Source organism: Amycolatopsis regifaucium (genome assembly GCF_001613935.1).
In the GTDB taxonomy this organism is placed as follows: domain Bacteria; phylum Actinomycetota; class Actinomycetes; order Mycobacteriales; family Pseudonocardiaceae; genus Amycolatopsis; species Amycolatopsis regifaucium.
The window spans coordinates 246,682-266,153 of record NZ_LQCI01000009.1 but is presented as its reverse complement, the minus strand read 5'-3'; the positions used below and the strand labels follow the sequence as shown (position 1 = coordinate 266,153).

General features: G+C 69.3%; 18 protein-coding genes. 7 read left to right on the top strand and 11 right to left on the bottom strand.

Features of this window, described 5'->3' with window-relative positions; genetic code table 11:
* Nucleotides 1–90: 90 nt before the first annotated feature.
* The 4 genes from AVL48_RS11145 to AVL48_RS11130 form a co-directional block, all read right to left on the bottom strand.
* Nucleotides 91–738: a response regulator gene (locus tag AVL48_RS11145; RefSeq protein WP_061982560.1), complete on the bottom strand. Its 648-nt coding sequence runs from the start codon at nt 736–738 to the stop codon at nt 91–93.
* Complete coding sequence (locus AVL48_RS11140; RefSeq protein ID WP_061982561.1) at nt 726–1,925, bottom strand: sensor histidine kinase; 1,200 nt, start codon at nt 1,923–1,925, stop codon at nt 726–728. Before AVL48_RS11140 ends, AVL48_RS11145 begins: the two co-directional genes overlap by 13 nt.
* Nucleotides 1,926–2,034: 109 nt before the next feature.
* Nucleotides 2,035–2,778: a DJ-1/PfpI family protein gene (locus tag AVL48_RS11135; RefSeq protein ID WP_061982562.1), complete on the bottom strand. Its 744-nt coding sequence runs from the start codon at nt 2,776–2,778 to the stop codon at nt 2,035–2,037.
* Between the two features lie 19 nt (nt 2,779–2,797).
* Complete coding sequence (locus AVL48_RS11130) at nt 2,798–3,760, bottom strand: GlxA family transcriptional regulator (RefSeq protein ID WP_061982669.1); 963 nt, start codon at nt 3,758–3,760, stop codon at nt 2,798–2,800.
* Nucleotides 3,761–3,934: 174 nt separating this feature from the next.
* On the opposite strand from AVL48_RS11130, the gene AVL48_RS11125 reads away from it, so the two are divergent.
* Together AVL48_RS11125 and AVL48_RS11120 are read left to right on the top strand one after the other, a co-directional pair.
* A complete protein-coding gene (locus AVL48_RS11125; RefSeq protein WP_061982563.1) occupies nt 3,935–4,675 on the top strand; it encodes an ABC transporter ATP-binding protein in 741 nt (246 codons plus the stop codon).
* 4 nt (nt 4,676–4,679) lie between these two features.
* Nucleotides 4,680–7,250 (top strand): ABC transporter permease, encoded by a 2,571-nt coding sequence (locus AVL48_RS11120; RefSeq protein ID WP_082857612.1) that lies wholly within the window; start codon nt 4,680–4,682, stop codon nt 7,248–7,250.
* Nucleotides 7,251–7,269: 19 nt separating this feature from the next.
* Here AVL48_RS11120 and AVL48_RS11115 read toward each other — a convergent pair whose 3' ends face one another.
* Complete coding sequence (locus AVL48_RS11115) at nt 7,270–8,619, bottom strand: DUF2252 domain-containing protein (RefSeq protein ID WP_061982564.1); 1,350 nt, start codon at nt 8,617–8,619, stop codon at nt 7,270–7,272.
* Nucleotides 8,620–8,669: 50 nt separating this feature from the next.
* Entirely contained in the window at nt 8,670–9,437 is a 768-nt protein-coding gene (locus tag AVL48_RS11110; RefSeq protein WP_177242315.1) for a DUF1206 domain-containing protein, read from the bottom strand.
* A gap of 164 nt (nt 9,438–9,601) precedes the next feature.
* Here AVL48_RS11110 and AVL48_RS11105 point away from each other — a divergent pair, with 164 nt between their 5' ends.
* The gene (locus tag AVL48_RS11105) at nt 9,602–9,961 is read left to right on the top strand and encodes an antibiotic biosynthesis monooxygenase (protein WP_061982565.1); all 360 of its coding nucleotides are present in this window, start codon (nt 9,602–9,604) and stop codon (nt 9,959–9,961) included.
* Here AVL48_RS11105 and AVL48_RS11100 read toward each other — a convergent pair.
* The 5 genes from AVL48_RS11100 to AVL48_RS11080 all read right to left on the bottom strand — a co-directional run bounded on the left by AVL48_RS11100 (nt 9,913) and on the right by AVL48_RS11080 (nt 14,774).
* On the bottom strand, nt 9,913–11,289 hold the full coding sequence (locus AVL48_RS11100; protein WP_061982566.1) for a DJ-1/PfpI family protein: 1,377 nt from the start codon (nt 11,287–11,289) through the stop codon (nt 9,913–9,915). The two genes, AVL48_RS11105 and AVL48_RS11100, sit on opposite strands and share 49 nt — an antisense overlap.
* 2 nt (nt 11,290–11,291) lie before the next feature.
* Nucleotides 11,292–11,690 (bottom strand): hypothetical protein, encoded by a 399-nt coding sequence (locus AVL48_RS11095; RefSeq protein ID WP_061982567.1) that lies wholly within the window; start codon nt 11,688–11,690, stop codon nt 11,292–11,294.
* A 227-nt stretch (nt 11,691–11,917) separates the two neighbouring features.
* A complete protein-coding gene (locus AVL48_RS11090) occupies nt 11,918–12,562 on the bottom strand; it encodes a response regulator (RefSeq protein ID WP_061982568.1) in 645 nt (214 codons plus the stop codon).
* Entirely contained in the window at nt 12,559–13,662 is a 1,104-nt protein-coding gene (locus AVL48_RS11085; protein ID WP_177242314.1) for a sensor histidine kinase, read from the bottom strand. The genes AVL48_RS11090 and AVL48_RS11085 overlap by 4 nt, the downstream gene beginning before the upstream one ends.
* Nucleotides 13,663–13,775: 113 nt before the next feature.
* Entirely contained in the window at nt 13,776–14,774 is a 999-nt protein-coding gene (locus tag AVL48_RS11080; protein ID WP_061982570.1) for a LacI family DNA-binding transcriptional regulator, read from the bottom strand.
* 163 nt (nt 14,775–14,937) lie between these two features.
* Here AVL48_RS11080 and AVL48_RS11075 point away from each other — a divergent pair, with 163 nt between their 5' ends.
* Genes AVL48_RS11075 through AVL48_RS11060 form a run of 4 tightly spaced genes read left to right on the top strand, consistent with a single transcriptional unit; the run spans nt 14,938 to nt 19,463 of the window.
* Nucleotides 14,938–16,005, top strand: a complete 1,068-nt coding sequence (locus AVL48_RS11075; RefSeq protein ID WP_061982571.1) for an ABC transporter substrate-binding protein — start codon at nt 14,938–14,940, stop codon at nt 16,003–16,005.
* Nucleotides 16,006–16,007: 2 nt separating this feature from the next.
* Nucleotides 16,008–17,483, top strand: a complete 1,476-nt coding sequence (locus AVL48_RS11070; RefSeq protein ID WP_061982572.1) for a sugar ABC transporter ATP-binding protein — start codon at nt 16,008–16,010, stop codon at nt 17,481–17,483.
* Nucleotides 17,484–17,517: 34 nt separating this feature from the next.
* On the top strand, nt 17,518–18,474 hold the full coding sequence (locus AVL48_RS11065; RefSeq protein ID WP_061982573.1) for an ABC transporter permease: 957 nt from the start codon (nt 17,518–17,520) through the stop codon (nt 18,472–18,474).
* Nucleotides 18,471–19,463 carry an ABC transporter permease gene (locus tag AVL48_RS11060; RefSeq protein ID WP_061982574.1) on the top strand — a complete coding sequence of 331 codons (993 nt, stop codon included), beginning with the start codon at nt 18,471–18,473 and terminating at the stop codon, nt 19,461–19,463. The genes AVL48_RS11065 and AVL48_RS11060 overlap by 4 nt, the downstream gene beginning before the upstream one ends.
* Nucleotides 19,464–19,472: the final 9 nt, after the last annotated feature.

The window sequence follows — 19,472 nt, the reverse complement described above, 5'->3', positions numbered from 1 at the left end:
GTGGCAGGACAGGGGAGTGACCCCCGTCCGCGGGGTGGTGCTGGCGCTACCTCCGCCAGCAACAAACCGCATTCAGAGGACTGAACGCGATCAGTTCTTCCCGCTCAAGTAGGCCAGTACAGCCAGAACCCGCCGATGCCCGCTGTCCTCCGGCAACCCGAGCTTCGCGAAGATGTTCCGGATGTGCTTGTGCACCGCCCCATCGCTCACCACGAGAAGCTCGGCGATGGTCGTGTTGTTGTACCCCTCGGCCATCAGTCCGAGCACCTCGCGCTCCCGCGCGGTCAGCGCTTCGAGCGGGTCGGTCGCCCGGCGGTGCGCCATCAGCTGGGTGATCACCTCGGGGTCCATGGCCGTGCCGCCCTTGACGACCCGGTCCAGCGCGTCGAGGAACTTCTCGACCTTCCCGACCCGCTCCTTCAGCAGGTACCCGACGGCGCCCTTGCCGTCGGCGAGAAGTTCGGCCGCGTAACCGGTTTCGACGTGGGCGGACAGCACCAGCACGGGCAGCCCCGGGTGCATCTTCCGCGCCTTGACGGCGGCACGGAGGCCTTCGTCGGTATGCGTCGGTGGTAGCCGGACATCGGTGATCACCGCATCGGGCCGGTCCTTGGTGACCAGTTCGAGGAATTCGTCCACATCGTCCACCGCGGCGACGACGTCGATGCCCGAGGTGTTCAGCAGCAGCACCAGGCCTTCGCGCAGCAGCGCGTCGTCCTCGACGATCACGACCCGCATGGCAACTCCACTTTCACTACGGTCGGCCCACCGGCCGGGCTGGACAACTTCACGGTGCCGTCGAAGGCTTCGGCGCGTTTGCGGATCCCGGACAGGCCGCTGCCGCCGTCTTCGTCGGCGCCGCCGTGGCCGTCGTCGCGGATCTCGATGAGCAAGGTGTCGGCCGTACCGGCGAGTGTGATCCAGGCGTGCTCGGCGCCGGAATGCTTGGTGATGTTGGTCAGCATTTCGGCGACGACGAAGTAGGCGGCGGCCTCGACGGCGGCGGGACGACGGCCGGCGCCGCGGACGTCCACAGTGCACGGAACGGGGCAGCGGTCGGCGAGCGCGGTGACGGCGCCGTCGAGCCCTCGGTCGGTCAGCAGGGGCGGATAGATGCTCCGCACGACGGTCCGTAGTTCGGCCAGCGCGCCGGTCGCCGTGTCCTGCGCCTTGCCCAGCAGCTCCCGGGCCTTTTCCGGGTTCTTCTCGAAGATCGACTCGGCGATCCCCAGTTGCAGCACCACCGCGGCGATCCTCGCCTGCGTCCCGTCGTGCAGGTCGCGCTCGAGACGGCGGAGTTCGGCACCGTGCGCCTCCAGCGCGGCGGCACGGGACGCGGCCAGTTCGACGACGCGGTCGGTCAGCACGACCCCGGGCGCGGGCGCGAGCAGCTTCCGAGCGATGACGGCTTGCCACCGCGCCAGCCTGGGGTACAGGAAGATCAGCGCGATCATGCCGACGCCGGTCACCGCGCTGAGCGCGGCCATCGGCCAGGACGTCACCATGAAGCCGAGCGAGCTTTCCACCCCACCGGGCACGGTCGGCCAGATGAACGCCGTGATGACCTGCCGGAGCCCGCCGAGCGGGAAAGCGATGGCGAAGATCCCGATGATGAAACCGGTGGCGGCGTGGAAGACGAGCCACGTCAGGTCCCGCCGCGACGCCGGATCGGTCACCGGGTTCCCGGAGCGGTACGGCTCCGGGATCGGCTCGTCCAGCAGGCGGGCGGCGCGACGGCGTTCGAAGTTGACCGGATACCTGATCAGCTTGAGCGCGTGCGGTACCGCCGGGATCCCGACCCCGAACGGGCACATCAGCAGCACGAACAGCATGCCGACGAGGACGAACCAGGAGACCATCGAGGTGGCCGCGCCGATGGCCAGGAACCGGATCGCGGACCAACAGGACCGCAGCCGGGTGATCACCCCATGAGTGTCCCATCCGGACTCCCGCTGCCCCCATGGTGGTGCCCTGACGACCGGCTCTTCCGCCGTCCGACCCGGTTCGTGCCTGAATCCCTGCTGCGACCGAGTCCTACTTCTGTGAATCGGCGAGCAGTTTCAGCGCGAGCGCCTTGAGTTCCGGACTGGCCGTCGCGGCATCGCCGGAGTCGAAGGGCGGCCGCGGGTCGTATTCGACGGCGAGCTGGATACCGCGGGCGGTCTCCTCGCCCGCGAGCAGGGACGCGAGGTAAAGCGCGAGGTCGATGCCCGCGGAGACGCCTGCGGCGGTGACGACCTTGCCGACCTGAACGTACCGTTCGGGCACGTAGCGCACGCCGAAGGCCTTCTCAAGATAGGCCGCCGAGGCCCAGTACGTGGTGGCCCGATCGCGGAGCAGCCCGGCCGCGCCGAGGATCAGAGACCCGGTGCATACCGACGTGGTCCAGGTCGTGTGCCGGTGAACACGGCGGATCCAGTCGAGCAGCACCTGGTTCTCCATGGCGGCGCCCGTGCCGCGGTTCCCGGCGCCGGGAACCAGCAGCACGTCCAGGCGGTTCACTTCGGCCACCGAACGCTCCGCCAGCACCGCGACGTCCCGGGTGTCCGTGCGCACCGGGCCGCGGTGCTCGGCGATCATCGTCACCGTCGCGCCGGGCAGCCGGGACAGCACCTCGGCCGGACCGGTCGGATCCAGCAGGCTGAAGCCGTCGTAGAGCAGGATGCCGATCTTCGGGCCGTTGGTCTCCGCCTGAGCCGTCCCGGTGGCGAAGCCGAACGCGGCGGCCGCCGCGACGCCGGTCAGTACTGTCCTGCGGGTGGTCTTCGCACTGTTCATGCCACGGATTCTGGGGCGCTCACGCGCCGATCGGGCGTGGCATGTCCGTCATCTTGCGAAGCGTGTCCCCGGTGAGCCCGTAATGCCGGAGGAAAGCCGTTCGCAGGGTTTCCGCCGAGGCGAACCCGCATCGCCGCGCGACCGCCGAGAGCGGTAACGCGGTGGACCGCGCCAGATGGGCGGCGGCTTCGGTCCTCGCCGTCCGCACGGTACGAGCCGGTGTGCTGCCCAGGTGCGCGGTGAACAACCGGTTGAGGTGCCGGGTGGTGACCCCGGCCCGCATCGCCAGTGCCGACGGGCTCAGGTCTTCGGCGAGGTGCGCGGCGATGTACCCCAGCAGATCCCGCACGACGCGGTTGCCGGGCGGCGGGGCGGCCAGGAACGTACTGATCTGGGCCTGGTCACCCGGACGGTGCAGATACGTCACCAGCTCACGGGCGACCTCGCGGGCCAGCGTCGGACCGTGGTCGTCCTCGATCAGCGCGAGCGTGAGATCCAGCGCGCTGATCACCCCGGCCGAGGTGAAGACGTTGCCGTCACGAAGGTAGAGCGGGGCTGGATCCACTGTCACCGCGGGAAAAGACACGGCGAGCAGCTCGCTGTAACCCCAATGTGTGGTGACCCGCCGGTCGTCGAGCAGACCGGCGGCCGCCAGCACGAACGCACCCGTGCACACCGAGGCGACCCGCCTGCTGCGTTCGGCCAGCCGCCGCACCTGTGTCAGCAACCGTTCGTCCGTCGCGGCCGCCTCCGTTCCCGCGCCGCCGACGACGAGCACCGTGTCCATTCGCCCGGACACCTCGGCCAGCCGCCGGGCACCGGCGAGCATGATCCCCGACGAACTCCGCGTCGTCCGCCCGTCGATCGTGGCCAGCTCGACGACATAGGGCGGGGCGGCGCCGTGCGAGTTCGCGATCTCCAACGCCCCGCTGGGACAGGCCACATCGAGGATCTGCGCGTCGTCGAACGCGACGATCACCATCCGGCGGACCGGTTTCACTCCAGCTACCACAAGGAAAACCTACCCACCGGGGCGCACCCGAGCGGTCATGGTGGTGCCAGCGCTACCACGAGTCCTCCCTCACGCGGGATCGATCGGGACCCTCCGCGACCGTAGGTTCTGTGGAGAGAGATCACCACCGCTTAAGGGGAAACGATGAATGCAGGGGGCGCGTGCGCCTTGGAACTGGAATCCGTGAGCAAGGTCTACGGTTCCGGTGACGGCGCGGTCACGGCTTTGCACGGAGTGACCGTCGGGGTGCGCAGAGGTACCTTCACCGCGGTGATGGGCCCGTCGGGATCGGGCAAGAGCACCTTCCTGCACTGCGCGGCCGGACTGGACCGGCCGACTTCGGGACGGGTGCTGCTGGGGGACACGGAACTGAGCAAGCTGCGGGAGAAAGCGCTCACCGAGCTGCGGAGGACCCGGATCGGGTTCATCTTCCAGGCCTACAACCTGTTGCCGTCGTTGAACGTGCTGCAGAACATCACGCTTCCGATGCGGCTGGCCGGGCGGAAGCCCGACCCGCAGTGGCTGCGACAGATCGTGGAGAGTGTCGGAATCGCGAAGCGGCTCGAACACCGCCCGTCGGAACTGTCCGGTGGCCAGCAGCAGCGGGTCGCGATCGCCCGCGCACTGATCACCCGGCCGGAGGTCGTCCTCGCCGACGAACCGACCGGGGCGCTGGACACCCGCACCGCGCGCCAGGTCCTCGACCTGCTTCGCTCCATTGTGGACGGCATGGGACAGACCGTGCTGATGGTCACACACGACCCGGTGGCCGCGTCGGCCGCGCACGGCGTGCTCTTCCTGGCGGACGGGAAGCTCGCGGGTCACCTCCAGCAGCCCACGCCGGAGCGCGTCGCCGAGCGCATGACCCACCTCGGGGAGTGGTGACGTCGTGTGGGATTTGGCATGGCAGACGATGAAAACCCGGTTGAGCGGTTTCGTCGGCGCGTTCGTCGCGATCCTCTGCGGGACCGCGCTGGTCGCCGGATGCGGCATCCTGATGGAATCCGGCCTGCGGGCGGGTGTCCCGACGCAGCGCTACGCCGACGCGGCGGTCGTCGTCGGCGGTCAGCAGACGGTCGACCCACCGGGCGTGGGTGCGCTCGAAACCCAGCAGGTCGCCGAGCAGGCTTCGGTGCCGGTCTCGCTGGCCGGGGCGATCACCGGGGTGCCCGGGGTCCGCGGCGTGGTCACGGAGCAGAGCTTCCCGGCCAACGTCGTCACGGCCGACGGCCGGGCGCTGACCGGGCCGGAAGGCGGCCAGTCACTGGGACACAACTGGGAAGCCGCCGCGCTGGCGCCGTTCTCGCTGCGTGACGGCAAGGCGCCCGCCGGTCCCGACGAGGTCGTCCTCGACGCGGACCTGGCGTCCCGGGGCGGGGTGGCCGTCGGTCAGCGGGTGAAGATCGCGGTCCGCTCGGCTCCGGCGGAATTCCGGGTCTCCGGAATCGCCGCCCCGAAATCGGGGAACGGACTCACCCGGCAGTCCGCGCTGTTCTTCTCGCCGGAGAAAGCCGCCGAACTCGCCGATACCCCCGGCCAAGCGCACGCGATCGGCGTGCTCGCGGATCCGGGTGTCTCGCCGGGCGACCTCGCCGACCGGATCCGCGACGCGGTGGGCACCGACAAGGTGGCGGTGACGACCGGGGTCGAACGCAGCACGGTCGAATTCCTCGACGTCAGCCAGACCCGGATGCTGCTGATGGCGCTGGCGGGCTCGTTCGGTGGCTTCGCGCTCCTCATCGCGGTGTTCGTCGTCGCCAGCACGCTGGCACTGGTCATCAACCAGCGCCGCCGGGAATTCGCGCTGCTGCGGGCGATCGCGGCGACCCCGCAGCAGATCCGCAAGCTCATCGGCGCCGAGACGATGCTGGTCGCGGTGATCGCGGGAGTGCTGGGCAGCGCTCTGGGCGTCGCGGTGGGTTACGGACTGCGGAACGCCTTCGGTGCCATCGGGGTGATCCCGCCGGACTTCGAACTGGCGATCAGCCCGCTCCCGCTCATCGCCGCGCTGGCGCTCGGGCTGGGCACGGCGCGGCTGGCCGCGTGGTCGGCGTCGCGGCGCCCCTCGTCGATCCGCCCGGTGGAGGCCCTCGGCGAGGCGGCGGTGGAGCGGCGTGAACTCGGTCGCGTCCGCGTCATCATCGGCGTCGCGCTGGTGGTGGCCGGCCTCGCCGGTTCCCTGATCCCGATCTTCCTGCGTGGTGAAGCGGGTCTCGCGGCTTCCTCGTCGTCGGCGCTGATCATCGTGATCGGCCTGGCCGTGGTCAGCCCGAAGGTGGTCGCGGCCATCACGAGACTGATCGCCCCGGTACTGGTGCGGACGTCCCGGATCAGCGGCTACCTGGCCGCCGCCAACAACCAGGCCAACTCACGGCGGCTGGCCGCCGCGGTGACCCCGGTGATGCTGGCGGTCTCGTTCGCGCTGACGATGTTCTACAGCCAGACCACCGCCGCGGCCGCCCGGCAGGAGCAGACGGTGGAGTCGACCACCGCCGACCACGTCCTCTCCAGCGGCACCGGCGGCCTCTCCCCGGAGGTCGCCGAAGCGGTGCGACGGATTCCCGGCGTCGCCGCGGCGACCCCGGTCGTGCGGACCGAGGTGCTGAACACCGTCCAGGAGCAGGACAGCCTGCGCGTCGAGCGGTACGCGGCACAGGGACTGGACGGCGGCCAGGTGCGGGGCAACCTCGACCCGGGCCTCGTGGCGGGGAAGCTCACCGACCTCACGGGGAACACCGTCGCGATGAGCGAGTCGGAGGCCGACTGGTACGAGAAGAAGATCGGCGACGAGGTCGAGTTCTACTTCGGTGACGGCTCTCCGGCGAAGCTGCGGCTGGTCGCCACCTACACCCGTGACCAGGCGTTCGGCCGCTACCTGCTGCCCGCCGACCTGGCCAGGGCCCACACCGGTGACCGCATGGACGACTCGGTACTGGTGCGGGACGAACCCGGCGCCGACCCCGCGACGGTCGCCACCGCCCTGCGCGACCTCGCCGTCCGCTATCCGGGGCTGGCCGTGGCGCCGGGATCGGCGGTCGCCGCGCCCGGCGGGGGCCAGGAGCAGGCCCAGTTCTACGTGAACCTGGTCGCGGTCGGCGTGATCCTCGGCTACGTCGTGATCTCGGTGGCCAACACGCTGGTGATGAGCACGGCACAGCGCTCACGGGAGTTCGCGCTGTTGCGGCTCATCGGTACCACGAAGCGCCAGGTGGTGCGGATGATGCGCTTCGAAGCGCTGGCGACGGTCGGTGTCGCCGCCGCGCTCGGCACGGTGGTGGCGGGGGTGCCCCTCGTCGTGCTGAACCTCGGCCTGCGCGGGACCCCGTTGCCGTCCGGACCGATCGCCGTCTTCGGCGGGGTCATCGCCGGGGCGATCCTGCTCGGCCTGGTCTCGCTCGGCCTGTCCACCCGGGTGGCGCTGCGGTCCAAACCGATCGAGGCGATCGGGCTCCGCGAGTAGCGCTTTCCCCGTCGTCCGGTCAGCCCTTCGCGGCGGGCCGGACGGCGGGGATCTCGCCGCCACGGAAGGCGTCCACGAACAACCGGTGGTCCTCCCGGGACTGCTCGGCGTAGGCCATCCCGAACTCGGTCAGTTCGCGGACGAACTCGTCCTCGCGATCTCCGATCACCTCGGCGATGGCCGCTTCGCTTTGGAAATCGACCAGGGTCTGCTCGGAGTCCGAGTCGGACACACAGTGCATCTTCGCCGTGGCCCGGCCGAGGTAGTCGAGCACCGGCCGCATTTCGGCGGGTTCGGTCAGCTCCGACCAGTCGAGGTCGTCGACGTACGGCGACAGCTCCGAGACGACGAACCCGGTCCCGTCGATCTCCGTGTGCCCGAGCCACGGATCCGCGTGCGCTTGCAGGGCACGCTGCGAGACGGCGGTGCGATGCCCTTCGTCGGTGAAGTAGTCACGGATGCGCTGCTCGGGCACGATCCGGCTCGGCGCGGCGACGTTGCCCTGCTTCATCGACAGGACGACGTCGTTCTCCAGCGCCTGTGTCCGTCCCTCGACGAGGATGTTGTAAGCGGGAAGCCCGGCCGAGCCGATGCCGAACCCGGTCCGGCCGACGATGTCCTTGACCCGGTAGGTGATGCTACCGAACCGCTTGCTCTGCGGAATGGTGTCCAAATAGGACTCGAAGGCGCTGACCGCGGTCTCGCGTTCGGCGTCTTCGAGCACCCGGACTCCCGGACCGTGCCGGAACCGGCGGTCGTAATCCTCCACAACGGTCAGTTCGTCCAGCAGGTCGATCCGGGTCTTCAGCCGGGCCCGCAGCAGCACGTCGTGCAGGATGCCCTCGGTGCTGTCCAGCTGGAGCCGGACGAGTTCGTCACCGGGGCGCTCGGCGTACTGGCGTACCTGTTTCACATAGGCGCGCAGGTAGGTGCCGATCAGGGTCGCGATGTCGTCGTCGGAGATCGCCTTGCTCCAGGCCAGCAACGCGACGCTGGCGGCCAGCCGTTTGAGATCCCAGGTGAAACAGCCGAGGTACGCCTCGTCGAAGTCGTTGACGTCGAACACGAGCGTCCCGGACGAATCCATGTAGCTGCCGAAGTTTTCGGCGTGGAGGTCACCCTGGATCCAGACCCGGCTGGTCTCGTCGTTCGCCCACGGGTCGTCCTCGTCCGCCATGTCCGCGTAGAACAGGCACGCGGAGCCGCGGTAGAAGGCGAACGGTGCGGCGGCCATCTTGCGGAACTTCCGGCGGAACGCGTCCGCGTCGGCGCGCATGAGATCGTCGAAAGCCTCCACCAGCACCTCGACGATGCGCGCGCGTCGGCCGTTCCCTCCCTGCTCGCGGATCCGTTCGACCACACCTGCCATCACGACCTCCTGAGGAGTTCACCGTGCCACAGGTCGTCAGGCCGGGCAGATCAGATCTTGCGGAACCGCGCGTCCAGCAGCGCGAACGCGCCGAACGCGGCGATACCGGCCGCGAGCGCGAGGAGCAGGGGAGCGCCGTAGGGCTGGACGACCAACGTCTTCAACGCGACGTCGAGACCGCTGGCCTTCGCGGGGTCGAAGGTGACCGCGGAGACGACCGTCAGGACGCCGATGGTTCCGTACGCGGCGGAGAGGGCGATCCAGCCGACCTGGCCGAGCCGGATCGTCGTGGTCCGTGTCGTCGCGGGAGCGTCACCGAAATCGAGTTCCCGGACGAAGGTCTTCCGGAGCCCGCGCTGCGCGAGGAACACCGCCACCGCGACAACGACGATCCCGACGCCGGTCACCAGCGCCGGGCCGTAGGGCTCCGCCAGGATCCGGGCGACGAGCGACGCCTGCCCGTCGTCGGCCCCCGCGATGGCGACCTTCACCGCACTGTAGGAAACCAAGCCGTACAGCACGACCTCGATCCCGCTGACGATCCGGCGTACGGTGCGCCGCCGTGCCTTCACGTGCCGGTGGCCCGTGATCGCTTCGCTCAACTGCCACAGCGCCAGTACGGCGAGGCCCACCGCGATCACCCAGAGCAGCCACGCGCCGCCGTTCGCGACCACCACCTGCAACGCGCCCGCCTTGTCGGCCTTGGCCCGGTCGCCGAGCGCGACCTGCGCCGCGAGCCAGGCGACGAGCAGATGCACGACGGAGTAACAGACAAGCCCGCCACGGGCGATCAGGTCGAACAACTTGCCTTCGCGCATCGGGTGATCCTTGTCGACGCGGCACCGGCCCACCAGGGCCAGTGGGAGCAATTTGTCCGTTCGGCGAAGTTCGGTGTGCACCGGCATGAGGCGGATCACTCTTGATCTCCACCGTGGTGGAGGGTGAATCCTGAACTCCTGAACAGTCGCTTTCAGGAGTGCACATGAACGAGGACAAGGGCTTCTACTCGATCATCGAGTACGCCGTCGACGGACCCGAGACCCAGGCGGCGCTGGTCGACGCCTTCGCCGAGATACAAGAACGCTGGGTGCGGTTCTACCCGGGTTACGTTTCGGCGCGTTTCCACGCGAGTATCGACGGAACCCGGGTTTTCAACCTCGTGAGCTGGGCCAGTGAGGTCGACTACCGGCATTTCGAGGAGACCTCGGACCTCGCCGGCCGCCTCGAGGCCATCCAGGCGGCGCTCGACGGCCTGCCCGGCGAGGTGGAGTCACGGGTGAGCGCGAACCCGCGTTACCGCGTCGTCCGGGAGATCGGCCCGGGCCCGCGAGCGGAGGACTGACCACGGCGCCGGACGAGCGCGCGGATCCCGAAGGCCGCGAGCAGGCCGAGGGCCGCGAGCCCGAACGGCCGGAGGGAGATCGCCCACGGCCAGGCCGGACCGCTGAGCGTCAGATGACCGGTCGGATACTCAAGTATCCTCGCCGTCCAGCGTGTCGTCGCGGTGTCCGTGACGCGCACGAGGTCGTCGAGTACCGCGTCGAACGGGAAGCCCGGTTTTCCGTGCAGGTACACCGGGGAGAGTGCGGAGTACCGATCGGCGACGTGCCCGGCGGCGGCGTCGGCACCGGGCACGATCAGCCGATCGAGATCGTCCGCGACCGTGGCGGGCGTGCCCCGCGGAGCGAAAGTCAGCCCATGCCGTGACTGGATCGGCGCGCCGTCCAGCCCGACGGCCATCGTGCGCACGGCCAGCGACTCCCCGTAGGTGTCGAACACCGCGGCCAGTTCCAGCTCACGGGTCCCGGCGGTCAGCAGGACGCCCAGAACCGGTTTGTCCCAGCGGAACGCGGTGTTGAACCCGACGACGGTGTCCGCCGCCTCGAAGGTGTTCTGCGTCATCGGGGCGGCGGCGCCGGGGGAGTAGTGGGCCCAGCCCGCCTCGTCGGCGGTCCGGCGGGCGACGTCGATGCCTGCGATCCGCTCCGTGACATGGAGTGCGCCGTCGATCCCCGACAGGATTCCGGCCGTGGTCACGATGCTGCCGTCGTCGACGTACCGTGTGCCGCGGATCCAGTCCACAGCGGGGAATTCGTCATCGAAGCCGTCGATGCCGGTCCAATGCGCGGTGGCACGGCGGCCGTCGAGCAACCCGGCCGAGGCGAGGACGCCCGAACCGTTGCAGACGCTCATCAGCAGCACACCCTTCGAGGACTGCCGCCGCAGCCATTCGGTCACCGGCCGGGTGGTCGGCTCGCCGAGATCGGGCAGCGCCGGCACGACGACGACGTCCGGGGCGGCGGAGGAGAGCAGCCGGTCGAGATCGGCGAAACTCAGGTCCGGGACGAGGTCCAGCCCGCCGGTGAGGGTCACCGGCCGGGCTTCCGGAGCGACCGCGTAGACGTTGAACGCACCGCTCGTCGCCAGGACCTCGTACGGGGCGAGCACGTCCGAGACGACGGCGCCCTCGTTCCCCACGACGACGACCGCGGTGGGTTTGGCGGGATCGTGCGCCCGGCGGAGCGGTCGTGGCGAGTTCCCGTCGGTCCTGGGGGTGTAGTGGTCTTCGAAACTGGCGCTCAGCGTGACACCGCCGAGAGTGAGCGGCAGGGCCGACGCGGCGAGAACGAACGCGAGCACGGTCAGCGTGCCGCGGAGGAAGACGCGCATGGTCAGGCTCCGTACTCGGCGCGACGGCGGAGCATGGCCAGCAGCATCGCGGGCACCATCAGCACGTGCCCGGCCGTCATCAGGGTCGATCCGGAAACCAGACCGGTCCAGAAGAACGGCAGGAAAATCACGTAGGGCACATACATCGCGGCCGACATCTCCGCGATCGATGCCCAGCCATGGCGCCGGACCCGCATCCACAGCGACATGCCGAGCGACATGTTCGTCGCCATCACCAACGCGCTCGCGGTCACGTTCTTCGCGAGATCGGGCCAGGCGAACGACCAGACGGGTTCGAGGACGATCATTCCGGCGATCATCGCCACGAGCATTTCGACGGCGTGCCGGACGAAGTGCAGGACGGCTCGGTTACGGGTCTTCGGTTCTGTCGTGTGGTTCATCGTGGACTCCCTCGCGGTTCGGTGCGACGGGAGCAATGTTCGGTGGGCCGGGGGCACTTCGGCAGGTGCCGGAAGTCATGTGCGAGGTCATGTGACTCGGGAGAGCCGGGTTGAGGCGTTGCTCGTCACGGGCGAGGGGCTGAGCCGCTTGGACGTGCTCGCTGTGAAGGCCTGCTTCCCTGCGGTGAGGGCTAGGCCCGGCGAAGTCGAACGCCACCCGCCGCCGTTCAGAACAGGCCGAGTTCCCTCGCCCGCAAGGCGGCCTGCGTCCGATCCCGCACCTGAAGCTTGGACAGCACGCTCGTCACCAGGTTCTTCACCGTTCCCTCGGCGAGGAACAGCTTCTTCGCGATTTCCCGGTTGCTGTGGCCGTCCGCGAGCAGCCGGGCCACTTCCAGTTCCCGCTCGGAAAGCGGGGTGACCAGCGGCTGAGGACGCGGTTCGGCGGGCAGCCGCGCGACCCTGGCCACGAGTTTGGCCGCCACCGACGGCTGCAGCACCGACTCGCCGCGTCGGGCCGCGACAAGGGCTTCGACCAGCCGCGTCGACGAGACGTCCTTGAGCAGATAGCCGACGGCGCCCGCCCGGAGCGCGGCGAAGACGTCTTCGTCGTCGTCGAACGTGGTCAGCGCGAGTACCTGGACGTCCGGGTGCTCGGCGCGCAACCGGGTGGTCGCCGCGATGCCGTCCAGTACCGGCATCCGCAGGTCCATCAGCGCGACGTCGGGGCGGAGTTCGGCGCAGAGCCGGATGGCCTGTTCCCCGTCGGCCGCCTCGCCGACGACCTCGATCTCGGGCTGGACCTCCAGCAGAGTCGCCAGAGCTTCGCGGAAGAGGGCCTGATCGTCCACGATCAGCACGCGAACGCTCATCCCGGCACCTCCACGGTCAGCGTCAGGCCGTGGCCTTCGGCGGAGTCCACCGCGACCCGCCCGCCGAGCCCGGCCACGCGTTCCCGGAGACCGACGAGGCCGAAACCGTTGCCGTTCAGGGGATTCCCGGCCAGACCGAGGCCGTCGTCGCGGACTTCGAGCCGGACCAGATCCGTGGCGGCGTAGTCGAGCACCACGGTCGCGGTCTTGGCGCGCGCGTGCTTGCGCACGTTGGTCAATCCTTCCTGGGCCGCCCGGAACAGCGACTCCTCCACCTCGGCACGGGCGTCCCGTGCCGTGCCGTTGACCTCGAACCCGGTCGGCACTCCGGCCGCGGACGCCTCGTCGGCCAAGGCCCGCAACACGTCCGTGAGCGGCTCGGAGCGCGGTTCCCGCAACGCCGACACCGAACGGCGGACCTCTGCCAGGGCCTCCCGGGCTTGGTCCTGTGCCTTGGCGAGCATCGTGTCGACGCGGTGGGTGTCCGCGGTGCCGATCACCGCCCGGGCGGCCTGCAGCATCATCTGCACGACGGTCAGATGGTGACCGAGCCCGTCGTGGATGTCGCGGGCGAGCCGGTTGCGCTCCTGGGTGGTGGCCAGCTGTTCGGCCTGCGCCGCGTAGTCGCGCAGCCGTTCGTGCGCTGCGGCCAATTCCTCTCGCGCCCGCTTCTCCCGCTGGACCAACTCGGTCACCACGGCGGCGAAGACCATGACCGCCAGCGTCCCCAACCCTTCCCGTAGTCCGTCCATCGGCTCCATGCCCAGATGGATCAGCGGGATCACCACCGCGACCCCGAACGCCACAGGCAGGGGCAACAGGAGGACGGTCTGGGAGATCAGGACGACGAGCAGCAGGATCGCGCCGACGGCGGCGCCCGAAAGCGAGAACAGCGTGAAGCCGAGCGGCAACTGCACGCAGACGTAGGTGATGGCGAACGCGCGGCCGCGTTTCTGGACCCAGGGGAAGCCGGCGATCGCGATCCCGGCGTAGACGAGCCCGACGAGGAGTGTGGGGAGCACGAGCGTCTCGTACTTGGCCGAGCCGAGGGGCAACGTCACGTACGCGACGACGGTCAGCACGGCCAGGGCCCGGTTCACGGACACACAATGCTCGACCCCGAGACCCCCGCGCAAGCGACCCCCGCGCCAACAACTCCGCGTTTGGTCCTCTGGATGCGGTCCTTGCACGCGCAACTACCGCATCCAGAGGACTAAACGCGGGTGCTGTTCCGGATCTCCAGCGAGAACGGCGTCTGGACGTCCTCGGGCGCGAGGTCGCTCCCGCCCGCGATGCGGCGGCGCAGGAGATCGACCGCGGCCCGCGCGATCGCCGCCTTGTCCGGGGCGATCGTCGTCAGCGAGGGAAGGCTGTAGGCGCTCTCCTCGTTGTTGTCGAAACCCACGATCGCCATGTCCGACGGCACCTGGACACCGCGCTCGGCCGCGGCGCGAAGGGCGCCGATGGCGAGGAGGTCGTTGAAGCAGAACACCGCGTCGGGCGGCTCCGGCAGCGCGAGCAGATGCGCCATCGCCTCGGCACCGTTGGCGCGGTGGTAGCGCAACGCGGGCAGGACCAGTTCCGGAACGGGCGCCAGCCCGGCCTCTTCGAGCGCGAAGTGGTAACCCTCCAGCCGTTGCGCGGCGGTGTGCCGCTGCGGGTGGGCTCCGATCGCGGCGATCCGGCGGCGTCCCAAGGAGATCAGGTGCCGGACCGCGATCCGGGCGGCCTGGACGTTGTCGATCCCGACGTGGTCGATCGGGACGTCGACGACGTGCTCGCCGAGCATCACCAGCGGGACACCTGGCGCCAGATTCTCGAAATCGTCGGTGTGCAGCGCTTCCGGGCTGATGATCGCGCCGTCGATGAGATGCGGTCCCAGCGTGGACAGCGCGTCGCGCTCCCGCTCACGGGTGCCGAGGGTCTGTTCGATGAGGACGTTCCACTCGTGCTCCTGCGCCGCCTGGAGCACCAGGCCCGCGAGCTCACCGAAGTACGGGATGCTCAGTTCGGGCAGCATCAGCCCGAGGAACCCGGTACGGCCGCGGCGGAGGTTGCGGGCACCGAGATTGGGCCGGTAGCCCGTCGACGCCAGCGCCTCCTCGACGCGGCGGCGGTTCTCCGGTTTCACGAAGTCGTAGCCGTTGACCACGTTCGACACGGTTTTGACCGAGACGCCCGCAAGCCTGGCGACGTCCTTGAGCGTGGCCACCCTCGCTCCCCTCTCCACGGATCCCTGGCACAGATCCGGCACAGCCTAGCCGCGCGAACGGCGGATTTACAACGTTGTACCAACGATGTAAATCTGGCATCGTCCTCATGAGTGACATGGGTCACCGCAGACCCGTGAGCTCGACTTCCCCGAGGAGCGATCGATGTCCCTGCCCATCCACCGCACCCTGCTCCTGGTGACCGGCCTCGCGCTCGCGCTGACGGCCTGCACCAGCCGCGAGAACCAGCAAACCGCCCCGTCGGGGGCGGGGCCGGCCGCTTCGGCGGCGCCGGGTCAGGCCGCAGGGCCGGGCTGCGCCCGCGACAAGATCGGCTATCCGCAGGTGGACGTGAAGAACGCGGTCATCGGCTTCTCCCAGTCGGAGAAGGAGGCGAACCCGTTCCGGATCGCCGAAACGCAGTCCATCAGGGACGAAGCGGCGAAACTCGGTGTCCCGGCGGACAAACTCCTGGTCACCAACGCGCAGAGTGATCTCAACAAGCAGGTCAGCGACATCAAGTCGTTGCTGGACCGGGGCGCGCAGCTGCTCATCGTGGCGCCGCTGAACTCCGACGGCCTGCAGCCCGCCCTCGACGCGGCGAAGGCCAAGAAGGTCCCGGTCATCACGATCGACCGCAAGGTGACCTCGCAGCCGTGCTCCGACTACCTGACCTTCATCGGCTCGAACTTCGTCGAACAGGGCAAGCGCGCGGCGCAGGAGATGGTGAAGGCGACCGGTGGCACCGGCAAGGTCGCGATCCTGCTCGGCGCCTCCGGCAACAACGTGACCACCGACCGCACCAAGGGGTTCAAGGACGAGATCGCCTCGACACCGGGAATCTCGATCGTCGCCGAGCAGACCGGTGAATTCGACCGCTCCAAGGGCCAAGCGGTCATGGAGCAGCTCATCCAGAGCAACCCGGAGATCACCGCCGTCTACGCCGAGAACGACGAGATGGGCATCGGCGCGGTCACCGCGCTCAAGGCCGCGGGCAAGACGCCGGGCAAGGACGTCAAGATCGTTTCGATCGACGGCACCCGCAACGCCGTCCAGCTGATCGCCGACGGCAGCTACAACGCGGTGATCGAGTCCAACCCGCGCTTCGGCCCGCTCGCCTTCTCCACGCTGCAGGACTTCGCCGCGGGCAAGGAGATCCCGCCGACCGTGGTGATCTCCGACGACCAGTACGACTCGGCGAACGCGGCCCAGAAGCTCGGGAACGCGTACTGACGATGGAACCGGTTCTCGAGGTCGAAGGCGTGACGAAGACGTTCGCCGGGGTGCGCGCGCTCGACGACGTGTCGTTCGCGCTCCGGCCGGGCGAGGTGCACGCGCTGGTGGGGGAGAACGGCGCCGGCAAGTCGACGCTGATCAAGGTGCTCACCGGCGTGCACCGGCCGGACTCCGGCACGATCCACGCGCGTGGATCGATCTCCACGATCTACCAGGAGGTCAACCTCATCCCGCTGATGAGCGTGGCGAGCAACGTGTACCTCGGCCGCGAGACGAGGAAGCGGTTCGGACTGGTGGACTGGACACGGATGAACGCCGACGCGGCCGCCCTGCTGAAGGACTACGGCATCGACACCGACGTCCGCCGTCCACTCGGGACACTCGGGGTGGGCGCGCAGCAGATGGTCGCGCTGGCGCGCGCGGTGTCGGTCGACGCCGACGTCGTGATCATGGACGAGCCGACGTCTTCCTTGGAGCCGCGTGAGGTCGAGACGCTGTTCGAGGTCATCGGCAGGCTGCACGAGCGCGGGATCGCGATCGTGTACGTCAGTCACCGGATGGACGAGCTGTACCGGATCTGCGACCGCGTCACGGTGCTGCGGGACGGCAAGCGGGTCCACACCGGGCCACTCGCGGAGCTGCCGCGGCTGGAACTGGTGTCGATGATGCTCGGCCGCAGTGTCGGCGACATCCGCTCGCACGGCGCGACGGCCTTCGAGGGCGACCACGAGGCGGGCCGGGAGCCGGTGCTACGCGCGGAGAACCTCACCAGCGGCAACCGGCTGGCGGACGTTTCGGTGTCGATCAGGCCCGGCGAGATAGTCGGGCTGGCCGGATTGCTCGGCTCCGGCCGGACCGAGACCGCGCGGGCCATCGTCGGCGACCTTCCGTTGTCCGGCGGCACCGTCCTCGTCGGCGGAAAACCGGTGGCGCGAGGGAATGTGGCGGCGGCGATGCGGGCGGGCGTGAGCATGCTCGCCGAAGACCGCAAGACCGAAGGCATCATCCCGCATCTTTCGGTGCGGGAGAACATCGTCCTCGCCGCGTTGCCGAAGCTGTCCCGCTTCGGCGTGGTCAGCCGGGCGAGGCAGGACCGGATCGTGGACACGTTCGTGGAACGCCTGCGGATCAAGGTGTCCAGTCCGGACCAGAAGGTCGCGGAGCTTTCCGGCGGCAATCAGCAGAAGGTGCTGCTGGCCAGGTGGCTGTGCACCGAACCCAAGGTGCTGCTGCTCGACGAGCCGACGCGGGGTATCGACGTCGGCGCCAAGGCGGAGGTGCAGGCGCTGATCGACGAACTGGCCCGCGAGGGACTGGCCGTCCTGCTGATCTCCTCGGAGATGGAGGAACTCCTCGACGGCGCCGACCGCCTGATCGTGCTGAAAGACGGCGCGGTGGTCGGGGAACTCGCGGGAGAACAGCTGACCCAGGACCACGTGCTGGCCGCGATCGCTTCGGGAGGCGCGGATGACTAGCACCCAGCGAAGAACAGAGGAGCCGAAAATCGCCATGACGGACACGGGGAAGGCGGTGGACCGGACCCGGGTGGCGCGCTGGCTGCAGGAATACGGCGTGTACGTCGCCGTCGTCGCGCTGGTGCTGTTCAACATCGCGTTCACGGCGAACTTCCTGACCGTCGGCAATTTCCGCACCCAGCTCGTCCAGGCCGCGCCGGTGCTGGTGGTCGCGCTCGGGATGGCGCTGGTTATCGGCACCGAGGGCGTCGACCTGTCGGTGGGCGCGGTGATGGCGCTCTCAGCCGCGCTCGTCCCGCTCTACCTCGGGTACGGGACGCTGCCCGCGGTCGCGATCGCGCTCGCGGCGGGGTTGGCGGCGGGAGCGTTCAACGGTGTTCTCGTGGCCAAAGTCGGCATCCAGCCGATCGTGGCGACCCTCGCCTTACTGGTCGGTGGGCGCGGTCTCGCGCTCGTGCTCGCGGATGGTCAGCTCATCCAGTTGCACGACGAGGCATTCCTCGCGCTCGGCACCGGCGAGGTGCTCAGGATCCCGGTCAGCGTGCTGATCGCGGCGGTCCTCGCCGTGCTCGTGGCGGCGCTGGTCGGCAAAACGGCGTTCGGCAGGCGGCTGGTCGCGATCGGCGGCAACCGGCGGGCCAGTGTGCTCGCCGGACTGCCGGTGAACCGCGTCCTCATCGGCGTCTACGCGATCTGCGGCCTGCTCGCCGCACTGGCCGGGGTGCTCTCGACCGCCCGGCTCGGCGCCGGCGATCCCGCGGACGCCGGACTGCTGATGGAACTGTCCGCGATCACCGCGGTCGTCGTCGGCGGCACCCCGCTGACCGGCGGCCGCGTCCGCATCCTCGGGACGGTGATGGGCGTACTGCTCATGCAGCTCGTCCGCGCCACGCTCATCAAGCACAACCTGCCGGATTCGACCGCGCAGATGGTCCAGGCCGCGATCATCGTCGGCGCGGTCTACGTCGCACGGGAACGGAGCAGCCGATGACCGCGGCGCCCACGATGGCCGCTCAGGACTCCACCCGGCGCGAGTTGATGGCCGGAGTGCTGCAGAAACAAGGCGCGGCGATCGCGCTGGTGCTCATGGTCGCCGTCGCGTGGCTGCTGTTCCCGCGGTTCGGCAGCCTCGACAATTTGCGTGACATCGCGTTGCAGAGCTCGTTCCTGGCGATCATCGCGCTCGGGATGACGTTCGTGATCATCACCGGTGGGATCGACCTGTCGGTGGGCTCGGTCTACGCGCTCGGCGGGGTCCTCGCCGCCTATGGATCACAATGGGGCTTCCTCGTGGCGCTGCTGCTGCCGTTGGCGGTGTGCGGGCTCATCGGGTTGATCAACGGCCTGCTGGTGGCGAAGACCGGGATGGCGCCGTTCATCGTCACGCTCGCGTCCCTGCTGTTCGCCCGGGGACTACTGCTCGCGATCACCAGCGAGGGCGCGACGACCTACAAGATCCCGGAGGGCGAAGCGTTCGTCGAACTCGGCCGCGGCACGCTCTTCGGCTTCGGCTACCCGGTGTTCATCGCGGCGGCACTCTGCCTGGTCGGCGGCCTGGTGCTGCGGCGGACGCGGTTCGGTCAGTCGGTGTTCGCCACCGGCGGCTCCGAGCAGTCCGCGAAGCTGATGGGGCTGCCGGTGGCGCGCACCAAGGTCACCGTCTACGTGATGAGTGGTGTCCTTTCCGGGCTCGCGGGCGCGCTCACCGCGGCCTACCTGCAATCCGGCGTCACGGTGATCGGGGTCGGCCTCGAACTGGACGCCATCTCCGTCGTCGTCATCGGGGGCACCCTGCTGACCGGCGGGATGGGCACGATTCTCGGCACGGTCATCGGCGTGGGCATCCGAACGGTCATCCAGAACGTCATCAACCAGATAGGAACTCTCGACAGCAACTACCAATCGGTGGTCAGCGGTGCGTTCCTGCTGGTGGTCGTGGTCCTGCAGCGGTCGCTGGCGCGCACGACCGCCCGGAGATAGGGAGATCGC

Excerpts from the sequence above, each read along its gene's own strand:
- AVL48_RS11145 (WP_061982560.1), bottom strand. The coding sequence starts at position 738 with ATGCGGGTCGTGATCGTCGAGGACGACGCGCTGCTGCGCGAAGGCCTG.
- AVL48_RS11135 (WP_061982562.1), bottom strand. The coding sequence starts at position 2,778 with ATGAACAGTGCGAAGACCACCCGCAGGACAGTACTGACCGGCGTCGCG.
- AVL48_RS11130 (WP_061982669.1), bottom strand. The coding sequence starts at position 3,760 with ATGGTGATCGTCGCGTTCGACGACGCGCAGATCCTCGATGTGGCCTGT.
- AVL48_RS11125 (WP_061982563.1), top strand. The coding sequence starts at position 3,935 with ATGAATGCAGGGGGCGCGTGCGCCTTGGAACTGGAATCCGTGAGCAAG.
- AVL48_RS11115 (WP_061982564.1), bottom strand. The coding sequence starts at position 8,619 with ATGGCAGGTGTGGTCGAACGGATCCGCGAGCAGGGAGGGAACGGCCGA.
- AVL48_RS11110 (WP_177242315.1), bottom strand. The coding sequence starts at position 9,437 with ATGCGCGAAGGCAAGTTGTTCGACCTGATCGCCCGTGGCGGGCTTGTC.
- AVL48_RS11105 (WP_061982565.1), top strand. The coding sequence starts at position 9,602 with ATGAACGAGGACAAGGGCTTCTACTCGATCATCGAGTACGCCGTCGAC.
- AVL48_RS11100 (WP_061982566.1), bottom strand. The coding sequence starts at position 11,289 with ATGCGCGTCTTCCTCCGCGGCACGCTGACCGTGCTCGCGTTCGTTCTC.
- AVL48_RS11095 (WP_061982567.1), bottom strand. The coding sequence starts at position 11,690 with ATGAACCACACGACAGAACCGAAGACCCGTAACCGAGCCGTCCTGCAC.
- AVL48_RS11090 (WP_061982568.1), bottom strand. The coding sequence starts at position 12,562 with ATGAGCGTTCGCGTGCTGATCGTGGACGATCAGGCCCTCTTCCGCGAA.
- AVL48_RS11075 (WP_061982571.1), top strand. The coding sequence starts at position 14,938 with ATGTCCCTGCCCATCCACCGCACCCTGCTCCTGGTGACCGGCCTCGCG.
- AVL48_RS11070 (WP_061982572.1), top strand. The coding sequence starts at position 16,008 with ATGGAACCGGTTCTCGAGGTCGAAGGCGTGACGAAGACGTTCGCCGGG.
- AVL48_RS11065 (WP_061982573.1), top strand. The coding sequence starts at position 17,518 with ATGACGGACACGGGGAAGGCGGTGGACCGGACCCGGGTGGCGCGCTGG.
- AVL48_RS11060 (WP_061982574.1), top strand. The coding sequence starts at position 18,471 with ATGACCGCGGCGCCCACGATGGCCGCTCAGGACTCCACCCGGCGCGAG.